Below are 17,903 nucleotides of genomic sequence, written 5' to 3'. Positions count from 1 at the left end.
ATCCTGTTGTGTTGTGTCGCCGTTGGCGGCGTTGTTCTTGTCGACTGTTGCAGCATAAAACGAAAGTCGAATGGCGGCACCCTTGTTGCCTTGCCATGCTGGCAGCGTGTCATCCACGGAGCCGCCGCCATGAGCCTGTCGCGCATCAGTGTTGCCCTGTTGCTGCTGCTGGGCAGCCATCAACTGTGTCATGCCGGGCCGGTGGCGCTGCCGGACGGCTACCGCCTGCAGCACTATCGCGCCCCGACGCCGGACGTGCTGCCCGGCGCCACGGTGCTGGATACCGCCGCGTTGCAGGCGCTGCTGGCCGCCGGCCGGCCGCTGCTGCTGGACGTAATGGCCGCCGGCCAGGTCACCGACGATGCCGGCGCCCGGCACTGGCTGCCGGCCAAGCCGCGTCTGCATCTGCCGGGCAGCGTGTGGCTGCCCAATGTCGGCTACGGCGAGCTGGAGCCGGCCATCGCCGGCTACTTCCAGCGCGAGCTGGCGCGGCTGAGTGGCGGCAAGTTCGAGCAGCCGCTGGTGTTCTACTGCCTGCGCGACTGCTGGATGTCGTGGAACGCCGCGCGCCGCGCGCTGAGCCTGGGCTACCGCAATGTGTACTGGTACCCGGCCGGCAGCGACGGCTGGAGCGAGGCCGGGTTGCCGCTGGTGGCGGCGGTGCCGCTGCCGCTGTAGCCCCGCTATTTCTTTCGGTCGTAGCCCGGATCAGCCGCAGGCGCATCCGGGCTCAAACCTGTTCTATTCCTGTTGCGGTGCTTGCGCGCATCCCCGGATGCGCTGCGCTTATCCGGGCTACATCGCTTGTGTCCGCTGCGCGGACGCTGTTTTTTCTTGCCGCTTCCTGCACCTTTCTTTTGCGCTACCTGTGCTGTTCCCGCTGCAATCAGCTGGTTGGCGAAGCGGGACGCGGCAATGCCAGGGCCTGTTGTGACCGCGCCCCAGTCCCGTTGGGCCGCGCCGGCAAAAAGGTTGGCCGCAAGGTTTTAAGGCGGCGCCTGAGCCGTTTGACGTTAGCAAACGGCGAATCGCCGACGCCTTGCGGCCAACCTTTTTGCCGGGGTTTCGCGGCACATCGGGTCGCCTTTTCTTTGGTACCTTTCTTTTGGCGAAGCAAAAGAAAGGTACCCGTCCGCCGCGCGGCAGCGGCAATGCCAGCACCGTCCGCGCAGCGGACACAAAACCAGCCAGCCGAGTGCGCGCCAGCAGCGTACCGCCCGCACTCTGCGACCAACCTTCACGCCCGCTGCCGCGGCCGGTAGCCCCATAGCGCCAGCAGCAGGCACACGCCGGTGGCCAGCAGCGTGTTGGCGATGGCCTGCTGCTGCCACTGGCCGTACAGCGCGAAGCGGATCATCTCCACCGCGTCGGTAAACGGGTTGAGGCTACACAGCCGGTACACCCACTCGCTGGCCTCCTGCATCTTCCACAGCGGGTACAGCGCCGAGGACAGGAAGAACAGCGGGAACACCACGAAATTCATCACCCCGGCGAAGTTCTCGATCTGCCGCACCTGCGACGACAGCACCATGCCGGCGGCGCCCAGCAGCAGGCCGCTGAGTACCAGCGCCGGCAGCACGCTGACGAAACCGGCCCACGGCAGATCGACGCCGGACAGGCGGGCGAGCAGCAAGAAGGCGTACACCTGCAGCAGCGACACGCACATGCCGGCAAACAGCCGCGAGAACAGCAGGAACGGCAGTGGCTGCGGGCAGGTCAGCAGCACGCGCATGCTGCCCATCTCGCGGTCGTACACCATCGACAGCGAGTTCTGCATGCCGTTGAACAGCTGCACCATGCCCACCAGCCCCGGCACGATGTACACGTCGTAGGTGATATAGGTTTCGTACGGCGGGGTGATGGCGATGCCCAGCGCGGCGCGGAAGCCAGCGGCGAATACCAAGAGCCAGATCAGCGGCCGCACCAGCGCGCCGAAGAAGCGCGAGCGCTGCTGCAAGAAGCGGCGCATCTCGCGCACGATCACCGCCCACAGAATGCGCAAGCTAGTCATGAGGCCGCTCCGGTGTGGTGCTGGAACCAGCCGCCCAGATCGTGGCAGCCAGCATCGGCCAGCAGTGGCGCCACCGCGCCGGACGCCAGCAGCCGGCCGCGGTGCAGCAAGGCCAGCTGGTCGTGTTGCGGGTCGATCTCGTCCACCAGGTGGGTGGCCCACAGTAGCGCCAGGCCTTCATCCTGCGCCAGTGCGTGCAGGTGGGCGATCAGCTGCTGGCGGGTGGGCAGATCCAGCCCAACGGTGGGTTCATCCAGCAGCAACAGCGCCGGGCGATGCAGCAGCGCGCGGGCGATTTCCACCCGCCGGCGGTGGCCGCCGTTGAGCTCGCGCACCCGTTCGCGGCGGCGGGCGGCCAACTGCAGCCGCTCCAGCTCTTCGCCGATGCGCAGTTGCAGCTGCTTGCCGTGCAGGCCCTGCAGCGCGCCGAAGTAGCTCAGGTTCTGCTCCACCGTCAGATCCAGGTCCAGCGTCGGCTGCTGGAACACCACGCCGACGCGCGCCAGCGCCTGCGCCCGCAGCGGCTGGCCGAAGATATGGATGCTGCCCTCGCGCACCGCCAGCAGGCGGGTGAGCAGGCCGAACAGCGTGCTCTTGCCGGCGCCGTTGGGGCCGAGCAGGATGCAGCACTGGCCGGCCTCCACCCGCAGGCTGAGCTTGTCCAGCGCGCAGCGGCTGCCGTAGTGGTGGCTCAGGCCGGCGATGCTCAGCGCGGCGTTCATGAGCCGCTCACCACCACCCCCCACGGGTAGCGCCCGACCGGGATGGACTTCAGCACTTTCAGTTCGTCGACGTCGATCAGCGACACGTCGTTGCTGATGCCGTTGGTCACCCACAGCTGTTTCTCGTCGGCGGAGAACTCGGCGTGCCACACGCGGCGCCCCACCAGCAGGTACTTCAGCGGCTGGTAAGTCCTGGCGTCGATCACCGCCACATGGTTGGCCGGCCCCAGCGGCACGAAGGCGTAGCGGCCGTCACGCGTCAGGCGGATGCCCACCGGCTGGATGCGGTCCTTGGGGATGCCGGTGATGGCGAAACGGATGGTGCGCAGGCGCTTGCGGCTGGCGACGTCGATCACCGACACCGTGCCGCCCACCTCGCTGCTGACCCACAGCAGCTTGCCGTCCGGGCTGAAGCGGGCGTAGCGCGGGCGCTGGTCTACCAGGGTGTTGTCCACCAGCTTGCGGCTGGCGGTGTCGATCCAGTGCACCATATTGGTGGTCTCGGAGGTGTTCACTGCCCAGCGCCCGTCCGGGCTGACCGCCATGCCTTCCGGTTCCACGCCGACATCGACCTGGCCAGATACGCGGCGGCTGGCGAGGTCGATCATGGTCACCACATTGTTGTTCTCGTTGGCGATGTACAGCGTCTTGCCATCCGGCGCCAGCGCGAACTGCTCCGGGTCTTCGCCGGAGGGCAGGTTGTGGCTGATCTTGCCGCTGGCCAGATCCAGCACCTGCACGGTGTTGTCGTCGCTGGCGCAGATGTACAGCGACTTGCCGTCCTTCGACAGCGTCAGCCCGCGCGGGCGCTTGCCCACCGCGATGGTCTTCACCACCTTCAGGCTGTTGCTGTCGATCACCGACAGGGTGTTGTCCTTTTCGTTGGATACGTAAACGTTGGCCGCAAGGCTGAGCTGGCTGGCGGCCAGCAGCGCGCTCAGGGCCAGCAGCGCGCTCAGGGCCAGCGGGCGGAAGGGGCGGGTGTGCATGGCATGTCCTTGTCGGTGGGGCGGGGCTACTTGCCCTGGCAGCTGACTTCCGGGGCGTCGAAGCCCAGGGTGTCCAGGTCGGTACGCGGGTGCAGGAAGCCGTCCTGCGGCGACAGGCTCACCAGCGCGCGCGGTTGCGCCACCATCATCGGCTGGCGCAGTTCACCGTTCCACGGCCGGTACGACAGCGTGCGACCCTTGAAACCGGCCAGCTGGAAATCCGGGCCGCGGATGTAGGCGGCCAACCTGGTGGCATCGCCGCTGCCGGTGCGGCTGGCGGCCTCGCCGACGCTGCGCACCGCCGCCCAGGCGGCGTAGTCGACTGCCTGCATGCCGCGGCCGCTGTGGGTGTGGAAGCGGTTCTGCAGCTGCACCGCACCCCATTGCTCGGCGGCGGCGTGCCAGCCGTCGGCCACCAGGCCCTGGGTGCCGGCCACCGGCCGCGGCAGCCAGGTGCGGTAGGACAGGTAGTCGCCGAAATCGCCGCTTTCATCGGCCACGATCAGCACGTCGTAATCGCCGCCCTGGGTGAATACCGGTACTTCGCCCTGCGCGGTGCGGCGTGCGTCGTGGCCGTAGTTCCAGCCCTTGTCCAGCACGATGCGGCCGCCGAAGCGCTTGGCGGCGCGGCGGATGGCGGCGGCGTACAGCTTGTCTTCCGGCCTGGGACCGGTGACCAGGAACCACTTGTTCCAGCGCCGGGTGGCCAGGTATTGCGCCAGCGCATCGGCCTGCATGGCGCGCCCCGGCAGGGTGTGCAGCAGGTTGGCGCGGCACTGGCTCTGGCGCAGGCGGTCGTCCGGCGCGCCGGCGTTGAAGAACAGGTAGCGCTTGGCCGCCGGCTGCTGCAGCAGCCGGTCGATGGCGGCGGCGCTGACATTCAGCACCACCAGCCCGGCGCCCTGCTTGTCCAGCCGCGCCAGCATGTCGGCGCCGCTGGCGCCCAGCGGCACGTCGATGCGCTTCAGCTCGAAGCGCTGCTGCAGGAATTTGCCGGTGGTGTTGTTGTCGGCCAGCCCCAGCTCGGCGCCGGCGCGGCCGAGGTCGGCCGGGCGCGGCTCGATATTGGCCAGCGGGTTGGCCGCAGCGCGCGCTTCTTCCAGGTAGCTGATGCGGATGCTGGTCTGCGCGCTGGCGGCCAGGCTCAGCAGCGCGGCAGCGGCACAGGTGGCGAGTCGGGGCAGGGTGGACATGGCACGGCCTTGCAGGTGGGGGTGCTTGCAGCGTGGCGCAGCGCCCCGGCAGCGTCCATTCGACTTAAGTCGCATGCCCGCGAGGCCAATTTGCGACTTAAGTCGAATTGGCCCTCTGCCGACGGCTACCCAGAATGCAGAGCGTGTTCCCCACCGGTTGCCGCGGCAACAGCAGGACGGACACCACCGGCCCGGAGCCGAGTTCCGATCCGGCACCCACTACAACATCAGGAGAGCGAGATGAGAAAACCCCAGACACAGCGGCACTGGCGCCTGACCACGCTGTCATCCCTGTTGGCTGCCGCCCTGCTGGCGCCGGCGGCCAGCGCGGCAGTCAGCGACAAGGACATCCTCAACGACAGCAAGACGCCGCAGGACGTGGTGTCCTACGGCATGGGGCCGCAGGCGCAGCGCTTCAGCCCGCTGACCCAGATCAACAGCAAGACGGTGAAGAAGCTGGTGCCGGCCTGGAGTCTGTCGTTCGGCGGCGAGAAGCAGCGCGGCCAGGAAGCGCAGCCGCTGGTGTACGACGGGGTGATCTACGTCACCGCCTCCTATTCGCGTGCCTACGCGGTGGATGCGCGCAGCGGCCGCAAGCTGTGGGAATACAACGCCCGCCTGCCGGACGGCATCATGCCGTGCTGTGACGTGGTGAACCGCGGCATGGCCATCTACGGCGACCTGGTGTACTTCGGCACGCTGGATGCGCGGCTGGTGGCGCTGGATCGCAAGACCGGCAAGGTGGTGTGGACCAAGAAGGTGGGCGAATACAAGGAAGGCTATTCCTACACCGCGGCGCCGATGGTGGTGAAGGGCAAGCTGATCACCGGCGTGTCCGGCGGCGAGTTTGGCGTGGTGGGCAAGGTGGAAGCGCGTGATGCGCTCAGCGGCGAGCTGGTGTGGTCGCGGCCGGTGATCGAAGGCCACATGGGCACGCTGAACGGCAAGGACAGCACCGTCACCGGCAAGCTGAACGCCAGCTGGGAAGGCGACCAGTGGAAGCAGGGCGGCGGCGCCACCTGGCTGGGCGGCACCTACGACCCGGAAACCGACACCATCTTCATGGGCACCGGCAACCCGGCGCCGTGGAACTCGTGGACGCGCAAGGGCGACAACCTGTACACCGCCTCCACCCTGGCGCTGAACCCGGACACCGGCGAGATCAAGTGGCACCTGCAGACCACGCCGCACGACGGCTGGGATTTCGACGGCGTCAACGAATTCGTGCCGTTTGACCTGAAGAAGGACGGCAAGGTGATCAAGGCCGGCGCCAAGGCCGACCGCAACGGCTTCTTCTTCGTGGCCGACCGCACCAACGGCGACCTGCTCGGCGCCTACCCGTTCGTGTCCAAGATCACCTGGGCCAAGGGTTTCGATCTGAAGACCAAGCGCCCGATCTATAACACCGAAGGCCGCCCGACCAACCCGTTCGACCCGGCCACCCAGGGCGAAGACGGCAAGGGCAAGCCGGTGTTCGCGGCGCCATCGTTCCTCGGCGGCAAGAACTGGATGCCGATGGCCTACAGCCCGAAATCCGAGCTGTTCTACGTGCCCAGCAACGAGTGGGGCATGGATATCTGGAACGAGCCGATCAGCTACAAGAAAGGCGCTGCCTACCTCGGCGCCGGCTTCACCATCAAGCCGCTGTATGAAGACCATATCGGCGTGCTGCGCGCCATGGACCCGAAGACCGGCAAGATCAAGTGGGAGTACAAGAACCCGGCACCGCTGTGGGCCGGGGTGATGAGCACCGCCGGCAACCTGGTGTTCACCGGCACGCCGGAAGGTTACCTGAAGGCGTTCGACGCCGAGAACGGCAAGCAGCTGTGGCAGTTCCAGACCGGCTCCGGCATCGTCGGCAGCCCGGTGACCTGGCAGATGGACGGCGAGCAGTACGTGGCGGTGGTGTCCGGCTGGGGCGGCGCGGTGCCGCTGTGGGGCGGCGAGGTGGCCAAGAAAATCACCAATATCTCGCAGGGCGGCAGCCTGTGGGTGTTCAAGCTCAGCCAGTAATCCTTAGCAGCGCGGCGGCGGGTGAGCTGCCCGCCGCCGCCGGGAGCAATCATGATCAAAGCAATGCATATCGTGCTGGCAGCCACTCTGCTGCTGCCCGGCCTGGCTGCGGCCGAGCCTTCGGTTGGCGAAACCCTGGCCAAGAAAAACGGCTGCTTTGCCTGCCACAGCGTGGCGCGCAAAGTCATCGGCCCGGCTTACAAGGATGTGGCCGACCGTTATGATGGCGACAAGGGCGCCATGGACAAGCTGGTGCACAAGGTGAAGGACGGCGGCAGCGGCGTGTGGGGGCCGGCCGGCATGCCGCCGCATCCGCAGCTGAAGGATGACGACATCCGTACTATCGTGAGCTGGATACTGGCGCAGAAATAAGCGCCGCCGCTCCTTGCTGCCTTGTCCAGGTTGGCCGCAGCGCCAGTGCCGTGCGTCGCGGCACCGGCCGGTGGCAACTCCGGCACCCTGTTAGCGTGGCTGCGCTGCCCTTGCGGCAGGCGGCATGATCAATCCGACAACCGGCCGCCGCCGGTTGTCCTGTTGTGCAGGTGAGCGAGCATGGATGCGACGGTGCTGATTGCGGATGACCATCCGCTGTTTCGCGAGGCAATGCGGCTGGTGGTGGCCAGCGCGCTGGGCGAGGGCTGCGAGATTGTCGAGTGCGAGTCGCTGGACGCGGCGCTGGACGCGGTGCGCGCCAACCCGGCCATCGAGCTGGCGATGCTGGACCTGAACATGCCCGGCATGGACGGCCTTACCGGGCTGGCGCGGCTGCGGCAGCAGGCGCCCACGCTGCCGCTGATTGTGGTGTCGGCCGACGAGCGCATCCATACCGTGGAATCGGTGCTGGCGGTGGGGGTGTCCGGCTTTATTCCCAAGTCGTTCTCGCGCGAGCTGATGAGCGCGGCGGTGAACGCGGTGCTGGATGGCGAGATCTTCCTGCCGCCGGCGCTGGCCGACCGCGACACCGGCGCGCCGAGCAGCAATCCGGCGCAGCTGCAGGACCTGGCCAGCCGCCTGGCGCTGCTGACGCGGCAGGAGCGCACGGTGCTGGACTACATCGTCAACGGCAAGTCCAACAAGGTGGTGGCCATCGAGCTGAACATCGCCGAAAGTACCGTCAAGGCGCACGTGTCCGCCATCCTGCGCAAGCTCAAGGTATCCAGCCGCACGCAGGCGGTGATCAAGGTAGGGGCGCTGCTGCGGATGTGAGCGCGGCGGCACTGGTCATGACAACTGCTTTGGCGTAGGGTTGGCCGCAGGCGCCGCATGGCGCATGCCGTTGTTCATTACCCTCGCAAGGAGCTTTCATGCGCACACTGCTGCTTTCGCTGCTGCTGGCCGGCAGCCTGTCCGGCTGCGGCTACAACAATCTGCAGGCGGGCGACGAAGAGATCAAGGCCAGCTGGTCCGAGGTGCTGAACCAGTACCAGCGCCGCGCCGATCTGGTGCCCAACCTGGTGAATACCGTCAAGGGCTATGCCACGCACGAACAGAGCGTGCTGCAGCAGGTGACCGCCGCGCGCGCGCGGGTGGGCAGCATCCAGGCCACGCCGGAGCTGGCGGCCAACCCGCAGGCGCTGGCGCAGTTCCAGGCGGCGCAGGGCCAGCTGGGCAGCGCGCTGTCGCGGCTGCTGGTGGTGTCGGAAAACTACCCGCAGCTGAAGGCCGATGCCGGCTTCCGCGATCTGCAGGCGCAGCTGGAAGGTACCGAGAACCGCATTACCGTGGCGCGCAACCGCTATATCAAGTCGGTGCAGGAGTACAACATCACCGTGCGCAGCTTTCCGTCCAACCTCACCGCGATGGCGTTCGGCTACCAGGTGAAACCCAATTTCAGCGTGGAGAACGAAAAGGCGCTGGCCACGCCGCCGCGGGTGGACTTCTCCGCTTCGGCCGCGCAATGAGTGCCGGCTGGCAACGCGGCCTGCTGCTGCTGTGGCTGTGCCTGGCCAGCAGCCTGCTGCTGGCGCAAGTGCCGGTGCCGGCGCTGAGCGCCCGGGTGATCGACCAGACATCCAGCCTCGACAGCCAGCAGCTGGCGGCGCTGGAACAGAAGCTGCAGGCCTTCGAGCAGGCCAAGGGCAGCCAGCTGGCGGTGCTGATCGTGCCGACCACCGGCGAGGAAAGCATCGAGCAGTATTCGCTGCGGGTGGTGGAGCAGTGGCAGCTGGGGCGCAAGAAGGTGGACGACGGCGCGCTGCTGCTGATCGCCAAGAACGACCATGCGCTGCGCATCGAGGTGGGCTACGGGCTGGAGGGCGCGCTGAACGATGCCACCAGCAAGCGCATCATCAGCGAGGTGATCGTGCCGCAGCTGAAGCAGGGCGATTTCTACGGCGGCCTCGATGCCGGCGTGACGCGCATCATCGCGGTGATCAACGGCGAAGCGTTACCGCCGCCTGCGGCCAACGTTGATGACAGCAGCGACGAGGCGTGGACGTTTGTGCCGTTCGCGGTGGTGTTCGCCACCATTCTTGGCGGCGCGCTGCGGCAGATGCTGGGCCGCTGGCTGGGCGCCGCCGGCAGCGCCGCGGCGGTGGGCGGCATGCTGTGGTACCAGCTGGGCTGGCTATGGCAGGCCGGCCTGGTGGCCGCCGCCGTGTTCGTGCTCACGCTGCTGTTGCGGCCGGGCCGCGGCGGTGGCGGCGGTTTTGGCGGTGGCCGTGGTGGCGGTTTTGGCGGTGGGCGCGGCAGTGGTGGTGGCGGTTTCGGTGGCGGCGGCGGTGGTTTTGGCGGCGGCGGCGCTTCCGGGCGCTGGTAAGGTTGGCCGCAGCGACTTGCCAGCCAGCCGGCAGGCGCTACACTGCGGCGCTGGACGCCGAATCGAACAGGAAAGACATGCAGCAAGCAGCAGAAACGCCGTGCATTGGCGTGTGTTCCACCGCCATTGGCGATGATGTCTGCCAGGGCTGCGCGCGCACCTTTGCCGAGATCAGTTGCTGGTACGAGCTGGACGCCAGCACCAAGGCGCGGGTATGGGCGGCGCTGCCGCGGCGGCGCGTGTGGCAGGCATTGGCCAAGGTGGCCGGCGGCCACTTGCAGATCAGCGACGGCGCGGCGGGCGAGCAGGCGCTGCTGCAGCTGGCTGACGGCCGCCTGCTGCAGATGGCACTGCCGCAGCAGCAGGCCGGCGCGCGCTACGTGCCGCTGCAGCTGGACGGGCGGCAACTGGCGCTGACGGTGTCCGACAGCGCCTGGCCGCAGCAGCTGCAGCAGTTTTTGTCGTCAGCACCGGCCGGGTGATGGTGGACATTGCTGGCGATGGGTGTTGTCGCTGTCGGGTGGCACTGCGCTGGCCGGCGTATCGGGTACAGGAGTGGATGGAAGCATGGCAGTGAACAGTGGCGATGCCGCCTTTTGGGATGTCCGTTACCAGCAACACAGCATGCCGTGGGATAGCGCCGGCCTGCCGGGAGGGTTTGCCGGCGAGGCGCAGCGGCTGCTGGCCGCCGGTGCGCGGCGCGTGCTGGTGCCGGGTTGCGGCTCGGCCTACGAGGTCGAGGCGTTGCTGCAGCATGGCGCCCAGGTGCTGGCGGTGGACTTCAGCGCTCCGGCGGTGGCGCGTGCCCGGGGGCTGCACCCGCACTGTGCCGATGCCATCGTGGAGGCCGATTTTTTCTCCGCCGCGGTGAGCGGCGAATGGGACTGGGTGTACGAGCGCGCCTTCCTGTGCGCGTTGCCGCCGGCGCTGCGGCCGCAGTACGCGGCGAAGATGGCCGCGTTGCTGCCGGCGGGCGCCTGCCTGGCAGGCTATTTTTATCTGGGCGAGCAGCGTGGCGGCCCGCCCTATACCATTGCCGCCGACAGCCTGCAGGCCTTGCTGGGGCCGCACTTCACGCTGGAGCAGCAGCGGCAGTTGCCGGGCAGCCTGCCGGTGTTCGGCCAGCAGGAGTACTGGATGTGCTGGCGCAGAACGCAGGAAGCTTGATCACTATCAACGGTTACTGAATAGTCAGTGCCGGAATTTATAGATAACATCGATAACCGCCACCGGCCCCGATTCATTACCGACGGTACACAACAAAAAACCAAGAGGAGAAAGCGCGCATGGACTGGTTCTGGAAGAGCTATGACTTGATAGAGAAAACCTTCTGGAATTCTCTGACCAAAAAACTGTGCGCCTTTTTCTTCATCAGCCTGTTCCAGCTGATCCTCATCGGCTACGTCTATCTGGCGTTGAGCGACATCCGCGAGCTGGTGAGCACCCAGACCATCAACAGCGCCAGCCTGACGCAGATCCATGCGCTGCTGGATCGCACCATCTACTGGTCGTTCGCCATCTGGGGCGTGTCGCTGCTGTTCATCGCCTTCATGGTGTGGTACCTGCGCTACCTGATCGTGCGGCCGATGCAGATGATCATCGACATCTTCCGCGAGATCGGTGCCGGCGAGGGCGACCTGTCGCGCGAGATTCCCACCATCACCCATGATGAGATCCGCGACCTGTCGCTGTCGTATAACGAATTCCTGCACAAGATGCGCGAGATCATCAGCAATGTGCGCACCATGACCATGCGCATCGCCATGGATTCCGCGCGCACCCGCAAGACCATCCACGAATCGGTGGAAAGCGCCGGCCAGCAGGCCACGCTTGCCAGCCAGGTCAGCGTGTCCAGCGAGCGCTCCAGCAGCGGCGTGACGCAGGTGTCCGCCGATACCCAGCAGATCTCCGTAACCACGCTCAACAACCTGGAGATCGCCCGCGCGTCGTACGCCGAACTGCAGGATGCGGCGGGCAAGATCGGCAGCGTCAGCGAGCGGGTGGGGCAGTTCAACCTGACGGTGGACGAGCTGTCCACGCGTTCGGCCAGCATCAAGGCGATTGTCGACCTGATCAAGGAAGTTTCGGAGCAGACCAACCTGCTGGCGTTGAACGCGGCGATCGAAGCGGCCCGTGCCGGCGAGGCCGGCCGCGGTTTCGCGGTGGTGGCCGACGAAGTGCGCAAGCTGGCGGAGCGGGTGAAGGTGGCCACCGACGAAATCTCCGGCAATATCGACGGCATGCTGGGGCTGGTGAAGGACACCAAGGACGAGACCAACCTGATCACCGCTGACACCCAGCAGGCGCGCGAGGTGGTGAACCGCTCGTCGCAGCATTTCGGCCGCATGATGGGCGACTTCGAAAGCACCGCACACAGCATGACGCAGATCGCCGGCACCATGAACGAGTTTGCCAGCACCAATCGCCAGATCACCGCCAACGTGTCGGAGATCCACGGGCTGAGCAACGCCGTGGCCGACAGCCTGAAACAATCGGAAGAGGTGTCGGTGGCGCTGTCGCGGGCGGCGGAAGAGGTGCAGGAACTGGTGGCGCGCTTCATCTTGGGCGAGGGCGTGCTGGACGAGTCCATCGCCATCGCCAAGCAGGCGCGCGAGCAGCTGCAGAAAACCCTGCAGCAGGCGGTACAGGAAGGCTGCGACGTGTTCGATCAGCGCTACCAGCTGATTGCCGGCACCAACCCGCCGAAGTACCACACCAATTACGATGTGAAGCTGGAAAAATCGCTGCAGCAGGTGTACGACCGCGTGGTGCAGCAGGTCAGCGGCGGTCGCTTCTGCCTGATGGTGGATAACAACGGCTACGCGCCCACCCACAACAGCTTCTATTCCAAGCCGTTGACCGGCGATGCCGCTACCGACCTGGTGGGCAGCCGCGACAAGCGCCTGTTCAACGATGCGACCGGCATCAAGTCGGCGCGCAACCAGCAGCCGTTCCTGCTGCAGACCTATATGCGCGATACCGGCGAAATCCTGTCGGAAATCGCGCTGCCGATCAGCATGAACAACCGCCACTGGGGCGCGATCCGTGTCGGTTTCGACCCGATGGTGATGCTGGAGGCCGGCAGCAAGCCGTAAACGTTGGCCGCATGGCCAGTCAACATCCAAGGGGCCCGCTGGGCCCCTTGTCGTTGCTGCGCCTCAGGCGCTCAGGCCAGGAAAGTCAGCACGCCGACCACCACGAACAGCCCGGCGGCGACGCGGTGCACCAGCTCGGTCGGCAGCTTGCGCGCCGCCACTTCGCCCAGCAGTACCGCCGGCACGTTGGCGACCATCATGCCCAGCGTGGTGCCCAGCACCACGGAGACGGTATCGTGATAGCGCGCCGACAGCGCCACGGTGGCGATCTGGGTCTTGTCGCCCATCTCGGCCAGGAAGAAGGCGACACAGGTGGCGCCGAACACGCCCAGCTTGTCCAGCAGGCGGGTGTCGTCGTCCAGCTGGTCCGGGATCAGCATCCACAGTGCCATGGCGATGAACGACGCCCCCAGCAGCCACTTCAGCACATCCATGTTGATGTAGCTGCTGGCGAACTGCCCCAGCCAGGCGGCGCCGAAGTGGTTCAGCACTGTGGCGGTGAAAATGCCCAGGATGATGGGAACGGGTTTCTTGAAGCGGGTGGCCAGCAACAACGCCAGCAGCTGGGTCTTGTCGCCGATTTCGGCCAGGGAAACAATGCCGGTGGAGAGCAGGAAAGCTTGGGATAACATGAGGATTCCAAAGGGGCTGCGCACGACACATGACCCGTCAAGACGCAGCCCCGGCAAAGTCTGTGACGAATCATGAGTCTTGCCAGACATTGCTGTCGCTTGCGCCATGGCTGAACAGCCAAGTGTGTTGACGCAAGCCCCCGCTTTCTCGCGGGTCGGCTACTCCCTCAGGATGCGGCGGATGATACCGTTGCTGCCCGCCGGCGGCAAGGTTGGCCGCATAAAAAAACCGGCAGCGCAGGCTGCCGGTTTTGCGAACAGAGGCGGGCGATCAGGCGCGCTTCTTGAATTCGTTGGTGCGGGTGTCGATTTCGATCAGGTTGCCGATTTCAACGAAGGCCGGCACCGGAATCTCCAGGGTGGTGCCCTTGATGCGTGCCGGCTTCAGTACCTTGCCGGAGGTGTCGCCACGTACGGCCGGCTCGGTGTATTCCACTTCGCGAACCACGGTGGTCGGCAGCTCAACGGAGATGGCCTTGCCGTTGTAGAAGGTCACTTCGCACTTGTCTTCCATGCCGTCGATGATGAACGGCACCACTTCTTCCATGTTCTCGGCTTCAACTTCGTACTGGTTGAACTCGGTGTCCATGAACACGTACATCGGGTCGGCGAAGTAGGAGTAGGTGCACTCGCGCTTTTCCAGTACCACAACGTCGAACTTGTCGTCTGCACGGTAAACGGCTTCGGAAGCCGAACCGGTCAGCAGGTTCTTCATCTTCATTTTCACAACGGAGGAGTTGCGGCCGGATTTGGAGAATTCGGCTTTCTGCACGACCATCGGGTCGCTGCCTACCATGAATACGTTACCAGCGCGGAGTTCCTGAGCGGTTTTCATGCGTCTAAAGTCCTAAAGTCTTGAATCAGAATCGGAAACGGGTTTCCGGAAAACCCGCTATTGTAGCTGCTTTTTGGCAAATTGCACCAGATTCGTCGCCAGATCGCCGTGCGCCAGCTGTTGCTGTGGCCAGCGCCGCGCGTGCGGTTGCCAGGCGGGCAGCGTCGCCAGCAGCCGCGGCCAGGCATCGGGGGCCAGCGCATCGCGGTTCCAGCCCTGATGGAAGTCGCGGATGGCGGTGGCGCTGGCCGTTGGCAGCGCTGCCAGATAGCGTTGCAGGAAGGCATCCAGTTTTTCCAGATGCGCGTCCTCGTCCTGGCGGTAGATGTGCCAGATGAACGGCCGTCCGGCCCACTGCGCCCGCACGAAGCTGTCCTCGCCGCGCACGATGTTCAGATCGCAGCTCCACAACAGGCGGTCGTAGCCGTCCTGGTCGGTCATCGGCAGCACGCATACTTCCAGCGCGCCGTGCTGGAAGCGGTCACCGGGCCGCGCCGGCTGCTGGATGCCGATGCCGGCCAGCACGTCCGGCAGCACGCGGCCCTGTGGCACCAGCAGCTGTACCGGCGCCGTGCCTGCGGCCAACGTGGCGGCCCACTGCGCCGCCGCCGGGGTATCGTAGGCGAACAGGCTGAGGCGCAGCCCGCCAGCCGGGCAGGGCGGCACGCCGCGTGCCTGCCAGTAGGCGTCCTGCGCGGCGCGGTCCGCCTGCCAGGCGTCACGCGCGGCCAGCAAGCCGCCTTCGCACAGCAGGCCGCCGCTGTGTTCGTCAAAACCGGGAAAGAAGAAGTACTTGGTCAAGGGCAGTCGCGGATGCGGCGAGGCCATGCGGTGGCAGCCGGCCACCCAGTCTTCCGCCGACAGGTATTCCAGGTTCAGCCACACCGGCTTTTTTGCCCGTGCCGCCATCGCCTGCTGGTAGGGCTCCGGCAGCTCGCAGGCAAAGGCTTCGATCACTACGTCGGCCACCGCGAAATCGCTGCCGAACGGCTGGCGCCAGTGGCGCACGCGGATGTCGCCCAGTATCTGTTCGGGGAGGCTCGCATCCAGCGCCGGCGCGATGCGCGCGAAGCTCGCCAGGTCGTCCACCCACAGCGTCACCTCGGCGGCGTGCTCGGCCGCCAGCTGGCGCGCCAGGCGCCAGGTCACGCCGATGTCGCCGAAGTTGTCGATCACGGTGCAGAAAATGTCCCAGCGCAGCGGCGGCATGTCGGTCTCCTTGAATGGCTGCGCAGCATAGCGCAGCCGGCGGCGCAGCTCAAAACGCCAGGGTTGGCCGCAGGCTCAGCGGCAGGCCTTGCCGGGGTAGCCCGGCAGCGCGCTGGCATCCGGCTGGCAGGCTAGCTGCTTGGCCTGCTGCAGCCGCGCCGGCAGGCTGCTGCGATCCAGCGGCGCCCAGCCCATGCGCTGCCCCAGCCAGCTGGCCCAGGCGAATTCCACGAAGTACACCTCGTCACGCTTGCCGAAGTAACCGTCGTCCTGCAGCAGGCCGGCCAGGCTGCGGTACGGGTAATCCGGCAGCGCCGCCAGGGTGGTAGGCAACGCGGCCGGGTCCAGCGGCTGGCCGTGCTCGTCGCGCAGCCAGGCCCAGTGCTGCGCCTGCATCTGCGGCCAGAAATCGTCGGCGTGCGGCAGGTGGCCGATTACCTGCACGCTGGCGGCAGTTACGCCGATGCGCAGCAGCGCGCTGGCGAAGTGGTGGCGATCCACCAGGTACAGCCGGCCTTGCGGGCCGATCACCACCGGGATCGCCTTCTTGCGGATTTTGCTCGCCAGCTTGTCGGCGGACAGCGCGCGTAGTTCCTCCGCCTCGTCCGCCACCTGCAGCATGCCGACGCCACCCTGGGTGGGGTGCAAGGCAGCCAGCGGGGCCTCGCACCACTCTCCCGTCGCGGTGTCCGGCAGGCAGGGGGCGGCGCCGGCGAGGCGGGCGGCGAGCAGCAGGGGCAGAGCGAGCGGCAGCAGGCGCATGGCGATATTCCGGTGGCAAAAGCTGCACGCTAAGCCGTGGCGTATGTAGCTGGCAAGCAGGATGCAAAAAGGCCGGGCAGCTGCCCGGCCTGTATGGCGTTACCTCGCGTGGCGGCTTACACGTGCAGCAGCAGGAAGCGGCGCTCCCACGGGCTGATCACGTCGAAGAACTCGCGGTACTCGGCCTCCTTGATGGCGCCATAGGTCTGGATGAAGTGCTCGCCGAAGATCTCCGCCAGCGGCTGGCACTTGAGCAGCATGTCGATGGCGTCGTCCAGGTGGCGCGGCAGCTGGTGCGGCTGCTCGTAGGCGCTGCCGGTCAGCGGCTCGCTGGGCTTGATGCGCTGTTGCATGCCCAGGTAGCCGCAGGCCAGGCTGGCGGCCAGCGCCAGGTAGGGATTCACATCCACGCCGGCCAGGCGGTTTTCCACCCGCCGCGCTTCCGGCCCGGAATGCGGCACGCGCAGGCCGCAGGTGCGGTTGTCGTAGCCCCAGCTGAGGTTGATCGGCGCCGAGGTGAAGCGGCTGAGGCGGCGGTAGCTGTTCACGTACGGCGCGAAGAACGGCATCGCCGCCGGCAGATAGGTCTGCAGGCCGCCGATGAAGTGGAAGAAGGCGTCTGATGCGCTGCCGTCCGGCTGGCTGAAGATATTGCGGCCGTCGGCATCCACCACGCTCTGGTGGATGTGCATGGCGCTGCCCGGCTGGCCCTGCATCGGCTTGGCCATGAAGGTGGCGTACATATTGTTGCGGATCGCCACCTCGCGCACGGTGCGCTTGAACAGGAACACCTGGTCGGCCAGCGCCAGCGGGTCGCCGTGGTCGAGATTGATCTCCATCTGCGCGGTGCCCATCTCGTGGATCAGCGTATCCAGCTGCAGGCCCTGTGCCTGGCACCAGTCGTACATCACATCGAAGATGTCGTCGTATTCGTTGACGGCGTCGATGCTGAAACTCTGCATCCCGGCCTCGGTGCGGCGGGTGCGGCCAACCGGCGGGCGCAGCGGGATGTCTTCGTCGGGTTCCACCTGTACCAGGTAGAACTCCATTTCCGGCGCCACGATGGCGGACAGGCCTTCCTGTTCATACAGCTTGAGGATGCGCTTGAGCACATTGCGCGGCGCCAGGGCGGCGTCGCTGCCGTCGAAATTGACGCAGTCGTGGATGATCTGGGCGGTGGGTTCCTTCGCCCACGGTACTGGGCGCACGGTGGCGGCATCCGGAATCAGGCGCATGTCCGGGTCGGCCACCGAGGTGAAATCCTGCTCCGGGAAATCGCCGGTCACGGTCATGCTGAGCACGGCTTCCGGCAGGCGCAGGCCTTCGGCGGGGTTGTACTTGTGGCGCGGCACGATCTTGCCGCGGGCCAGCCCGGTCATGTCTGGGATCAGGCACTCTACTTCGGTGATGTGGTTGTCATCCAGCCATTGCTGGATCGCTTGCGCATTATGGGTCATGAGTTGGCTCGGAATCAGGTATGGGCGCCGGAGCTGGTGCAGCGGCGTTCGTGGTTCAGCAGTGTCTTGCGGCGCTGCGCCAGGGTGAGGAAAGCCAGCGTGGCGCACAGGCGCTGGTCGCTGGGGTGGCGGGGCAGGGGCTGGCGTTGGTAACCGAACCCGTACAGATCAATCAAAATGCGTGTCCTTTCGCGGTATAGAATGAAAGATGAAAATTATCGCTGCTG

19 protein-coding genes and 1 riboswitch are annotated in these 17,903 nt (G+C 66.4%); of the genes, 9 read left to right on the top strand and 10 right to left on the bottom strand.

The features are described 5' to 3' along the window. The first annotated feature begins 129 nt into the window (after nt 1-129). A complete protein-coding gene (locus tag ACFOLG_RS17295) occupies nt 130-678 on the top strand; it encodes a PQQ-dependent catabolism-associated CXXCW motif protein (RefSeq protein ID WP_386094366.1) in 549 nt (182 codons plus the stop codon). A gap of 559 nt (nt 679-1,237) precedes the next feature. Here ACFOLG_RS17295 and ACFOLG_RS17290 read toward each other — a convergent pair. The 4 genes from ACFOLG_RS17290 to ACFOLG_RS17275 are packed head-to-tail and all read right to left on the bottom strand — an operon-like array spanning nt 1,238 to nt 4,915. Beyond that, the gene (locus ACFOLG_RS17290; RefSeq protein ID WP_386094363.1) at nt 1,238-2,011 is read right to left on the bottom strand and encodes an ABC transporter permease; all 774 of its coding nucleotides are present in this window, start codon (nt 2,009-2,011) and stop codon (nt 1,238-1,240) included. Then, nucleotides 2,008-2,733, bottom strand: a complete 726-nt coding sequence (locus ACFOLG_RS17285) for an ATP-binding cassette domain-containing protein (protein ID WP_386094360.1) — start codon at nt 2,731-2,733, stop codon at nt 2,008-2,010. The genes ACFOLG_RS17290 and ACFOLG_RS17285 overlap by 4 nt, the downstream gene beginning before the upstream one ends. After that, a complete protein-coding gene (locus ACFOLG_RS17280) occupies nt 2,730-3,722 on the bottom strand; it encodes a YVTN family beta-propeller repeat protein (protein ID WP_386094358.1) in 993 nt (330 codons plus the stop codon). Before ACFOLG_RS17280 ends, ACFOLG_RS17285 begins: the two co-directional genes overlap by 4 nt. 26 nt (nt 3,723-3,748) lie before the next feature. Next, nucleotides 3,749-4,915: an ABC transporter substrate-binding protein gene (locus tag ACFOLG_RS17275; RefSeq protein WP_386094355.1), complete on the bottom strand. Its 1,167-nt coding sequence runs from the start codon at nt 4,913-4,915 to the stop codon at nt 3,749-3,751. Between the two features lie 240 nt (nt 4,916-5,155). On the opposite strand from ACFOLG_RS17275, the gene ACFOLG_RS17270 reads away from it, so the two are divergent. The 8 genes from ACFOLG_RS17270 to ACFOLG_RS17235 all read left to right on the top strand — a co-directional run bounded on the left by ACFOLG_RS17270 (nt 5,156) and on the right by ACFOLG_RS17235 (nt 12,781). Then, a complete protein-coding gene (locus tag ACFOLG_RS17270; protein WP_386094352.1) occupies nt 5,156-6,928 on the top strand; it encodes a PQQ-dependent methanol/ethanol family dehydrogenase in 1,773 nt (590 codons plus the stop codon). Between the two features lie 51 nt (nt 6,929-6,979). After that, the gene (locus ACFOLG_RS17265) at nt 6,980-7,300 is read left to right on the top strand and encodes a c-type cytochrome (RefSeq protein ID WP_386094349.1); all 321 of its coding nucleotides are present in this window, start codon (nt 6,980-6,982) and stop codon (nt 7,298-7,300) included. A 180-nt stretch (nt 7,301-7,480) separates the two neighbouring features. Then, nucleotides 7,481-8,134 carry a response regulator gene (locus ACFOLG_RS17260; protein WP_386094346.1) on the top strand — a complete coding sequence of 218 codons (654 nt, stop codon included), beginning with the start codon at nt 7,481-7,483 and terminating at the stop codon, nt 8,132-8,134. A 98-nt stretch (nt 8,135-8,232) separates the two neighbouring features. Beyond that, on the top strand, nt 8,233-8,829 hold the full coding sequence (locus ACFOLG_RS17255) for a LemA family protein (RefSeq protein ID WP_386094343.1): 597 nt from the start codon (nt 8,233-8,235) through the stop codon (nt 8,827-8,829). Next, nucleotides 8,826-9,686, top strand: coding sequence for a TPM domain-containing protein (locus ACFOLG_RS17250; RefSeq protein ID WP_386094340.1), 861 nt, complete (start codon nt 8,826-8,828; stop codon nt 9,684-9,686). The genes ACFOLG_RS17255 and ACFOLG_RS17250 overlap by 4 nt, the downstream gene beginning before the upstream one ends. Nucleotides 9,687-9,763: 77 nt before the next feature. Beyond that, the gene (locus ACFOLG_RS17245; RefSeq protein WP_386094338.1) at nt 9,764-10,168 is read left to right on the top strand and encodes a DUF1289 domain-containing protein; all 405 of its coding nucleotides are present in this window, start codon (nt 9,764-9,766) and stop codon (nt 10,166-10,168) included. 85 nt (nt 10,169-10,253) lie between these two features. Then, complete coding sequence (locus ACFOLG_RS17240) at nt 10,254-10,853, top strand: methyltransferase domain-containing protein (protein ID WP_386094335.1); 600 nt, start codon at nt 10,254-10,256, stop codon at nt 10,851-10,853. Nucleotides 10,854-10,972: 119 nt separating this feature from the next. Next, nucleotides 10,973-12,781, top strand: coding sequence for a methyl-accepting chemotaxis protein (locus ACFOLG_RS17235; RefSeq protein ID WP_386094332.1), 1,809 nt, complete (start codon nt 10,973-10,975; stop codon nt 12,779-12,781). Between the two features lie 71 nt (nt 12,782-12,852). Here the strand turns inward: ACFOLG_RS17235 and ACFOLG_RS17230 are convergent, their stop codons facing one another. The 6 genes from ACFOLG_RS17230 to ACFOLG_RS17205 all read right to left on the bottom strand — a co-directional run bounded on the left by ACFOLG_RS17230 (nt 12,853) and on the right by ACFOLG_RS17205 (nt 17,852). Further along, nucleotides 12,853-13,413 carry a TMEM165/GDT1 family protein gene (locus ACFOLG_RS17230; RefSeq protein WP_386094329.1) on the bottom strand — a complete coding sequence of 187 codons (561 nt, stop codon included), beginning with the start codon at nt 13,411-13,413 and terminating at the stop codon, nt 12,853-12,855. A gap of 10 nt (nt 13,414-13,423) precedes the next feature. Beyond that, nucleotides 13,424-13,585: riboswitch (yybP-ykoY riboswitch) on the bottom strand. A 99-nt stretch (nt 13,586-13,684) separates the two neighbouring features. Next, entirely contained in the window at nt 13,685-14,248 is a 564-nt protein-coding gene (gene efp, locus ACFOLG_RS17225) for an elongation factor P (RefSeq protein WP_088964968.1), read from the bottom strand. A 57-nt stretch (nt 14,249-14,305) separates the two neighbouring features. Then, entirely contained in the window at nt 14,306-15,457 is a 1,152-nt protein-coding gene (earP, locus tag ACFOLG_RS17220; protein ID WP_386094326.1) for an elongation factor P maturation arginine rhamnosyltransferase EarP, read from the bottom strand. Nucleotides 15,458-15,532: 75 nt separating this feature from the next. Then, nucleotides 15,533-16,219, bottom strand: coding sequence for a ParB-like protein (locus ACFOLG_RS17215; protein ID WP_386094324.1), 687 nt, complete (start codon nt 16,217-16,219; stop codon nt 15,533-15,535). 116 nt (nt 16,220-16,335) lie between these two features. Then, a complete protein-coding gene (locus tag ACFOLG_RS17210) occupies nt 16,336-17,676 on the bottom strand; it encodes a glutamine synthetase family protein (protein WP_386094321.1) in 1,341 nt (446 codons plus the stop codon). Between the two features lie 14 nt (nt 17,677-17,690). Beyond that, the gene (locus ACFOLG_RS17205) at nt 17,691-17,852 is read right to left on the bottom strand and encodes a hypothetical protein (protein ID WP_386094318.1); all 162 of its coding nucleotides are present in this window, start codon (nt 17,850-17,852) and stop codon (nt 17,691-17,693) included. Nucleotides 17,853-17,903 lie beyond the last annotated feature (51 nt).

Origin of the sequence: Vogesella facilis, assembly GCF_042648525.1 — a bacterium.
GTDB classification, from domain to species: domain Bacteria; phylum Pseudomonadota; class Gammaproteobacteria; order Burkholderiales; family Chromobacteriaceae; genus Vogesella; species Vogesella facilis.
The sequence above is the reverse complement of the archived record's forward strand: the minus strand, read 5'-3'. Positions and strand labels throughout refer to the sequence as shown.